This window comes from Bacteroidales bacterium (assembly GCA_018334875.1).
Lineage (GTDB): Bacteria > Bacteroidota > Bacteroidia > Bacteroidales > UBA12077 > JAGXLC01.
Window position 1 is genome coordinate 1 of sequence record JAGXLC010000236.1, and the last position, 6,405, is coordinate 6,405.

At 47.5% G+C, this 6,405-nt stretch carries 5 protein-coding genes; all 5 read left to right on the top strand.

Annotated elements, in window-relative coordinates:
* Positions 1 to 19: 19 nt before the first annotated feature.
* Positions 20 to 1,312 (top strand): L-fucose:H+ symporter permease, encoded by a 1,293-nt coding sequence (gene fucP / locus KGY70_15160; protein ID MBS3776534.1) that lies wholly within the window; start codon positions 20 to 22, stop codon positions 1,310 to 1,312.
* A gap of 34 nt (positions 1,313 to 1,346) precedes the next feature.
* Entirely contained in the window at positions 1,347 to 2,399 is a 1,053-nt protein-coding gene (locus tag KGY70_15165) for a zinc-binding dehydrogenase (protein MBS3776535.1), read from the top strand.
* Positions 2,400 to 2,643: 244 nt separating this feature from the next.
* The gene (locus tag KGY70_15170) at positions 2,644 to 3,666 is read left to right on the top strand and encodes an aldo/keto reductase (GenBank protein MBS3776536.1); all 1,023 of its coding nucleotides are present in this window, start codon (positions 2,644 to 2,646) and stop codon (positions 3,664 to 3,666) included.
* 340 nt (positions 3,667 to 4,006) lie between these two features.
* Complete coding sequence (locus KGY70_15175; protein ID MBS3776537.1) at positions 4,007 to 5,446, top strand: alpha-L-fucosidase; 1,440 nt, start codon at positions 4,007 to 4,009, stop codon at positions 5,444 to 5,446.
* Between the two features lie 295 nt (positions 5,447 to 5,741).
* Positions 5,742 to 6,405: sulfatase-like hydrolase/transferase (locus KGY70_15180; GenBank protein MBS3776538.1), on the top strand; the 664-nt coding region annotated here is incomplete at its 3' end.

Sequence of the window (6,405 nt, forward strand, 5' to 3'; positions counted from 1 at the left end):
TAATCCTAAAATCAAAACTATGACAAGCACGAGCAGTAAACCCATTGTACCGAAAGATCTCATATTGCCTTTTATTTTATTAACCACTTGTTTTGCACTCTGGGGATTTGCCAATGATCTGACCAACCCGATGGTCAAGGCCTTTTCAAAGATCTTGCAGGTAAGCAATTTTCAGGGCGCCCTGGTTCAGTTTGCCTTCTATGGCGGCTATTTCGTTATGGCCTTTCCGGCAGCCCTTTTCATTAAACGTTTCAATTACAAGTCGGGCATACTCGTAGGCCTTATTTTATATGCAATAGGCGGGCTGTTATTCATTCCGGCCAGTCAGATGCTGCTGTTCTGGCCATTTCTGCTTGCCTATTTCATTTTAACCTGCGGGCTTTCTTTCCTGGAAACCACCTCCAACCCCTACATCTTATCCATGGGACCTGAAGAGACCGCCACCCGGAGGCTGAATTTCGCCCAGGCTTTTAACCCGGTAGGTTCTTTGATGGGTATGTTTGTAGCCCAGCAGGTTGTTCTGGCCAGGATCAACCCGGCCTCGGCAGGGGATCGGGCTAAAATGACCGCAGAGCAACTGCAACAGGTTACCGCCTCAGACCTGGGGATCATCCGGACACCTTATATAGCCATTGCCGGTGTCATACTTATCATATTCATACTCATTGCCGTGACCAATATGCCCAAAAAACAGGATCAGGATCATTCCCTGCGGGTAAAATCCACTTTACAGCGGCTTTTCAGCAACAGGAAATACTATGAAGGCGTCATTGCACAGTTTTTCTATGTCGGGGCACAAATCATGTGCTGGACGTTCATCATCCATTACGGTACCATGGAGCTGGGCATGACAGAAGCCGAGGCCCAGGGTTACAATATCGTAGCCATGATCATTTTTGCCAGCAGCCGGTTTATCACCACCTATCTAATGAAATACTTCCGGTCCGGTCAACTGCTGATGATCTTTGCCATCGGCGGCATGGCTCTCGTTCTGGGAACCATTTTCATCCAAGGTATGGTTGGTCTGTATTGCCTGGTGGGTGTATCTGCCTGCATGTCGCTGATGTTCCCAACCATTTACGGCATAGCGCTGAGAGGTCTCGGGGCCGATGCCAAATTCGGTGCTGCCGGTCTGATCATGGCCATAGTCGGTGGCTCGATCATGCCACCCCTGCAGGGTGCCATCATTGACCTGGGAACCATTTTCTCCTATCCTGCTGTCAGGGTATCCTTTGTACTGCCGCTGATCAGCTTTATCGTGATCACCATCTACGGACGACGTACGGAAAAAATTCATTTAAGGAACGTATAAAAACAAAAACAGTATGGAAAAAATTAAAGAAAGCATGAAAGGACTCTATCTTCCAGGTAACAGCAGTGTGGAGATTAAAGACGTTCCCGTACCTGAGCCCGGACCCGGGCAGGTGCTGATAAAAACCAAGTCATCTACCATTTGTGGCAGTGACATCCGCGCAATTTATCATGAACACAAAGGCAAAGGGCCTGAGGCCTATCAGAATGTCATTGCCGGACATGAGCCCTGCGGCCAGATCATTAAATGCGGCAGCGGACTGAAACGTTTTGGCGAGGGCGACCGGGTGATCATTTACCACATCTCCGGATGCGGTGTTTGCAACGATTGCCGCCGGGGATATATGATCTCCTGCACCAGCGATCACCGCCAGGCTTACGGATGGCAAAGAGACGGCGGAATGGCGGAATATATTCTGGCCGATGAAAAAGACCTGGTATTCCTGCCGGATAATTTGACTTACACCGACGGGGCCCAGGTGGCCTGCGGATTCGGTACCGTATATGAGGCCATACAGAAGATCGGTGTCAGTGGTGAAGATGCCGTGCTGGTCACCGGTCTGGGGCCCGTAGGTCTGGCCAACCTGATGCTGGCAAGAGCCATGGGTGCCAACAAACTTATCGGTGTGGAAAAAGAGGAAAATCGGATTAATATAGCCAAAGAAAAGGGGCTGGTAGACGAAATATATCAACCCGAAAAAGACACACTGGAGAAAATCCGGGAGTCAACAGGAGGCTACGGTGTAGAAAAAGCCTTTGACTGTTCAGGAAGCAACGCGGGCAGACAACTGGCCATACGTGCCACGCGCAAATGGGGTAAAGTGGCACTCGTCGGTGAAGGAGGTGATGTGGAATTTCAGCCCAGCCCCGATATCATTCACGAACAAATCAGCATTCACGGCTCCTGGGTCACCTCGATATGGATGATGGAAGAGCTGGTGGAAAGGCTTTCCCGCTGGAACCTCCACCCTGAGGAACTGGTAACCAACCGGTATACGCTGGACAAAGCGGGAGAAGCCTACAACTTGATGGCCAAAGGCAAGAGCGGTAAGGTTGCGGTGGTATTTGATGAAGAAGCTGGACAATGATTGAATGATTGAATGATTGGATGCAAGCCTGCATGTAGGCGGGACTGAACGAAAAATGCATGATTACATAAATAATAAAATTAGGAATAAAAATAAGCTGAGATTAAATCAAAAATGAACCTATAAAAAGCCAGCATATTAATATTCATATGATGATTTCAGCTACATCAACATTCTATCCTTTTATCATTTTATCATTTATATACATTATTTCATAAATTTAAAACAACCGAATGTCATGAGCATGAATCCAGACAAAACCATAGACCCGGAAAAAGTACCCAAAAGGGTATTATACAATGCACAGGAGATCCCCGCCATCGGGATGGGCACTTTTGCCTCTGAGAATTATACAGCCGAAGAAGTTGCCGGGGCTGTAGAAGAAGCCATTAAGATGGGTTACAGGCATATTGATTGTGCAGCGGTTTACGGCAACGAAAAAGAGATAGGTGAAGTGCTGAACTACCTTTTCAGGGAAGGGGTGGTAGAAAGGAAGGAACTCTGGATCACGTCTAAGTTATGGAACGACAAGCATGCAGAGGAGGATGTTATCCCGGCCTGCAAGCAGTCCATCGAAGACCTGCAGGTCGGCTACCTGGATCTGTACCTCACACACTGGCCGTTCCCTAACGCCCATCCGCCGGGAGCTGATATCGAATCCCGAGATCCCAGTGCCCAGCCTTACATTCATGAAAATTACATGAAAACCTGGCGACAGATGGAAAAGCTGGTCGATCAGGGACTGGTCAGGCACATTGGTACATCGAACCATACCATCGCGAAGATGACCCGGCTTCTGCATGATGCAAGGATCAAACCGGTGGCCAATCAAATGGAGCTCCATCCACACTTTCAGCAACCCGGGCTCTTCAGGTTTTTGATCAACAACGCCATTCAACCCATTGGATTCAGCCCCTTAGGTTCACCCAAACGGCCTGAAAGGGACCGGACGGAAAAAGATACCGTGGATATTGAAGACCCGGTAATTGTTCAGATCGCAGAAAATCACGGGATACACCCGGCACTGGTCTGCCTTAAATGGGCGGTACAACGGGGACAAATACCCATACCCTTCTCTGTAAAACCCGAAAAGTTATACAGCAACCTGGAGGCTGTCACCGGAGATTATCTTACTGAGGAGGAAATGACACAAATTGCCGGCATCGACAAGAACTGCCGACTGATCAAAGGGCAGGTATTCCTTTGGAAAGACAATCAGAGCTGGGAAGATCTATGGGATCCACACGGAATGATTACGCCACCTTAGGGAATGATTGGATGATTGAGTGATTGAATGCTTACCCGCAAGGCAGGCGAACTGCCCGCACGCTGTCGCTGAAGCTTTAGCGTAAGCAACCGAAACAGAGTGGAGGTGGGATTGAATGGTCCAGTGATTGAATGCATGAATGATTAAATAAGTGAATAAGAAATATGCTATCAAAACTCCATTCCACCTACTTTGGATATGAAGATCAAAACTCACAAAAAAGATATTCAGTATTTTATTTTTAGTGAAATTTCGTGTTTTGGTGCTTTGGTGGCAAAAAAAACTTTTTTAGACCGGCCTAAACAATAGATTTTATTTTATCACCCTAAAACCAATAAAGATGAACCAAAAACGCACCATCCTCCTGATCCTTATGGCAGCCTTGCTTCTTGCTATCGGCTGCCAGGAAAAAGCGAAAAAACAGTATGAACCGACGTGGGAATCGCTGAAGACACACGAATTACCGGAATGGTTCGACGATGCCAAGCTGGGGATCTTCATCCACTGGGGCATCTATTCGGTGCCCGCCTATAAGAATGAATGGTATCCCCGTTTTATGTACACCGAAGGGCATGACATCTATCAACACCATACCAAAACGTATGGTCCGCCCTGGGAATTCGGATACAAGGATTTTCTGCCCGATTTCACAGCGGAAAACTGGGATCCGGACCGGTGGGCCAGGCTTTTCAAGGAAGCAGGCGCCCGTTATGTGGTACCCGTGGCCGAACACCACGATGGATTTGCCATGTGGGACAGCGAGCTCACCGAATGGGATGCCATGGACAAAGGGCCTCAGCGGGATATCATTGGAGAGCTAGGCAAGGCAGTCCGTAAGCAAGGCATGAAATATGCCCCTTCCTACCATCGCGCCCAGAACTGGAAATACTACGAGCCCTCCTATGAGCTGGATCAAAATTGCGATACAAAAGACCCGCAATATACCGGGATTGACGGTATATATCCCGAACCCCACGAACCCGGAGCCCCGCAGAGCAAAGCTTTCCTGGAAAACTGGGAACAACGATGGAAAGAAATACAAAGAAAATACAAACCCGATTTTGCCTGGTTTGATTTCGGGTGGGGAGACACCCTGTTTCATCCCTATATGAAAAGAATGATGGCCGATTACTTCAATACAGCCCAAAAGTGGGGCAAAGAAGTGGCTTTCAACAACAAAACCATCCGTAACGAGCCGATGGCCCCACCCGAGGTCGGCGACTTCATTGAGCTGGATCACCTTTCCATGGATTCAGTCAACACAAGAAAATGGCAATGCCCCACCTACATGGGCGGAGGTTCCTGGGCCTACAACAAAGTGGCTACGCCGGAAGACTATAAAACAACCAACCAACTGATAGACGAATTCGTGGACATCGTCAGCAAAAACGGGAACCTGCTGCTGAACGTAGGACCGAAGGCCGATGGCACCATTCCGGGGATCATGAAGGACCGGCTGAAAAGCATCGGACAATGGCTGGAAGTAAACGGAGAGGCGATCTTCGACACCGACTACTGGAAAACCTATGGGGAGGACAGCATCCGCTATACCCGGAAAGGCGAGCAGACCGTCTATGCCATCTCTATGAAGTGGACGGAAAAAGAGGTCGTTCTGAATGCTTTTAAAGATTATAAAGAATCACAGATAGAATCGATCTACATGCTTGGGCTGGATGATTCGGTCGAATGGAGCATGCAGAAGGAAGGGCTGATCATTAATCATCCACAGGAAAAGCCCTGCGAGCATGCATATAGTTTTAAAATCCAAATAAAACAGTAATTGTCCTCCGGATTCTTTAATAAAATCCCAAAATACAAAAATCAAATAACAAAACTTGTCCGGCTTATGACGGATAATGACCAAATTCCAAATTTCAAACCCCTGCCTTTCCGGCAGGTGGGAATATCAAAATTCAATGGTTATAGTTCAAACCAAAGAAAAGCTGTAAATCTGGTGTTTGGTTCATTGGATTTTGGAAATTGGATATTATTTGTTATTTGATGCTTGATATTTGGTGCTTTTTATACTTTAACTCTACCAACAAATATATATTTAAAAATAACCCTTTTAGACTATGAAAAAATTTATTTTTAAACATCTTATCATTTTCTTTCTTGTTATTTCCATCTGGTCATGTAAGGAAAAGAAGAAAGAGAAGCCCAACATCCTGTTCATCTTCGCCGATGATCAGGCGTACAACACGATTCATGCTCTCGGGAACGGGGAAATACAGACACCCAACCTCGACAAGTTGGTACAGGAGGGCACCAGCTTCACTCATGCCTACAACATGGGCGCCTGGCACGGTGCGGTATGCGTTGCCTCGCGCACCATGCTGGTCACCGGAGAATTCCTCTGGAATGCGCGGGAAAGTGAAAGCAACCTGGACAGTCTTGCCGGTAAAAATTATCTGTGGAGTCAAATGCTAAGCGAACAGGGTTATGACACCTATTTCTCAGGCAAATGGCATGTCAAAGTTAACGCAGATAGCGTTTTCGATCATACCCGTCACATTCGCCCCGGCATGCCGGAAGCGGTTCCTGAAACCTACAACCGACCCATCAAGGGCAAAGAACCACAGTGGTCGCCTTACGATACGTCATTCGGCGGATACTGGGAAGGCGGCAAACACTGGAGCGAAGTGCTGGGAGACGATGCGGAAGATTTCATGGAACAGGCCTCACAAGATGAGGACCCATTCTTCATGTATCTGGCCTTTAATGCTCCGCATGATCCCA

What these genes read in the sequence shown, in the direction of transcription:
- fucP (MBS3776534.1), top strand. Translation starts at nt 20, where the DNA reads ATGACAAGCACGAGCAGTAAACCCATTGTACCGAAAGATCTCATATTG.
- KGY70_15165 (MBS3776535.1), top strand. Translation starts at nt 1,347, where the DNA reads ATGAAAGGACTCTATCTTCCAGGTAACAGCAGTGTGGAGATTAAAGAC.
- KGY70_15170 (MBS3776536.1), top strand. Translation starts at nt 2,644, where the DNA reads ATGAATCCAGACAAAACCATAGACCCGGAAAAAGTACCCAAAAGGGTA.
- KGY70_15175 (MBS3776537.1), top strand. Translation starts at nt 4,007, where the DNA reads ATGAACCAAAAACGCACCATCCTCCTGATCCTTATGGCAGCCTTGCTT.